Source organism: Hansschlegelia beijingensis, assembly GCF_045505405.1.
Classification (GTDB): domain Bacteria; phylum Pseudomonadota; class Alphaproteobacteria; order Rhizobiales; family Methylopilaceae; genus Methylopila; species Methylopila beijingensis_A.
In genome coordinates, this window is sequence record NZ_JBJKEX010000469.1 from 1 (window position 1) to 1,891 (window position 1,891).

Consider the following 1,891-nt stretch of genomic DNA (forward strand, 5'->3'; position numbering starts at 1 on the left):
ATCTCCGCGATGCCGCCGAGCGAGCCCAGCAGCGCGGTCGCCTCATAGGGCAGCACGAAGGTCTTCTGGTTGGGCGAGGTCGCCATGCTCTTGAGCGCCTGAGGCATGCTGACGAGCCTCGTCGTCGCGCTCGGGGCCTGGCGCTGGTTCGTGTTCGGCCTGCTGCTGCTGACGGCGGAGCTGATCATCCCCGGCAGCGTCCTGCTGTGGCTCGGCATCGCGGCCATCCTGGTCGGCTTCCTGGCCTTCCTGTTCGATCCCGGCTGGCAGATCGAGCTGGTGGCCTTCGCGGTGCTGGGGCTCGCGGCGGCGATCGCCTGGTGGCGCATCGGCCGACCGGCCGACGAGACGAGCGACGACCGGCCGATGCTGAACCGCCGGGCCGAGCGCCATATCGGCAGGGTCTTCACGCTCGAGGCGCCAATCGTGGGCGGCGAGGGGCGGGTGAGGATCGACGACACCTCATGGCGGATCTCCGGACCCGACCTGCCGTCCGGCGCGCGGGTAAAGGTGGCCGCCGTCGACGGCGCCACCCTGCTGGTGCTTCCCGAGGCCTAGGGGCGCCTCAGAGGTCGAACCGCACGCCCTGCGCGAGCGGCAGCGCGCGGCCGAAATTGATCGTGTTGGTGGCTCGCCGCATGTAGGCCTTCCAGGCGTCGGAGCCGGACTCGCGGCCGCCGCCGGTCTCCTTCTCGCCGCCGAACGCGCCGCCGATCTCCGCGCCCGACGGGCCGATGTTGACGTTGGCGATGCCGCAGTCGGAGCCGCGGGCGGAGAGGAACAGCTCCGCCTCGCGCAGATCGTTGGTGAAGATCGACGACGACAGCCCCTGGCCGACGGCGTTGTGCAGCCGGATCGCCTCGTCCAGATCCGAGAAGCGCATCACGTAGAGGATCGGCGCGAATGTCTCCTGCAGCGCCGGTCCGGCCTGCTCCGGGAGCTCGACCAGCGCCGGGCGGACATAGAACGCGTCGGGGCTGTCGCTCTCCTCGCGCCGCCCTCCCGTGACGGCGCCGCCGAGCGTCTCGGCGTCGCGTAGCGCCGCCTGCATCGCCTCGAACGCGGCGGCGTCGATCAGCGGCCCGACGAGCGTGCGCTCGTCCAGCGGGCTTCCGACCGAGACGCTGGCGTAGGCCGCCTTCAGGCGCGGAAGAAGGACGTCATAGGCGGCCTCGTGCACGAACAGCCGCCGCAGCGTGGTGCAGCGCTGGCCGGCCGTGCCCATCGCGGCGAACGCCACGGCCCGCACCGTGAGGTCGACATCCGCGGACGGGCAGACGATCGCGCCGTTGTTGCCGCCGAGCTCCAGGATCGCGCGCGCGAAGCGAGCCGCGAGACGCGGCGCGACCGCGCGACCCATCCGGGTCGAGCCGGTGGCGGAGACGAGCGGGACGCCCGGATGATCGACCAGCGCCGCGCCGATCTCGCCGCCGCCGATCAGCACGCTCGACAGGTTTTCGGGCGCCTGCCCGAAGCGGGCGGCGGCGCGTTGGAACAGCGCCTCGCAGGCGAGGGCGGTGAGCGGCGTCTTCTCCGACGGCTTCCAGATCAAAGGGTCGCCGCAGACGAGCGCGAGCGCCGCATTCCAGGCCCACACCGCGACGGGGAAGTTGAACGCCGAGATGATCCCGACCGGCCCAAGCGGATGCCAGTTCTCCATCATGCGGTGATCGGGCCGCTCGCTGGCGATCGTCAGCCCGTGCAGCTGGCGGGACAGGCCGACCGCGAAGTCGCAGATGTCGATCATCTCCTGGACCTCCCCGAGGCCCTCGGAAAGGATCTTGCCGCACTCGATGGTGACGAGCCGGCCGAGCGCGGCCTTGTGGGCGCGCAGCTCCTCGCCGAACAGCCGCACCAGCTCGCCGCGCACCGGCGCGGGCGTGCGCTCTTC

General features: G+C 71.7%; 2 protein-coding genes. One reads left to right on the forward strand and one right to left on the reverse strand.

Annotated features, from left to right (window positions below; all coding sequences use genetic code 11):
- The first annotated feature begins 105 nt into the window (after positions 1 to 105).
- Positions 106 to 558, forward strand: coding sequence for an NfeD family protein (locus tag ACIKT0_RS17650; protein ID WP_407106647.1), 453 nt, complete (start codon positions 106 to 108; stop codon positions 556 to 558).
- 7 nt (positions 559 to 565) lie between these two features.
- Here ACIKT0_RS17650 and amaB read toward each other — a convergent pair.
- Positions 566 to 1,891: L-piperidine-6-carboxylate dehydrogenase (gene amaB / locus ACIKT0_RS17655; protein WP_407106648.1), on the reverse strand; the 1,326-nt coding region annotated here is incomplete at its 5' end.

Bases quoted from the DNA above. Each gene is read 5' to 3' on its own strand.
- ACIKT0_RS17650 (WP_407106647.1), top strand. From the start codon at position 106: ATGCTGACGAGCCTCGTCGTCGCGCTCGGGGCCTGGCGCTGGTTCGTG.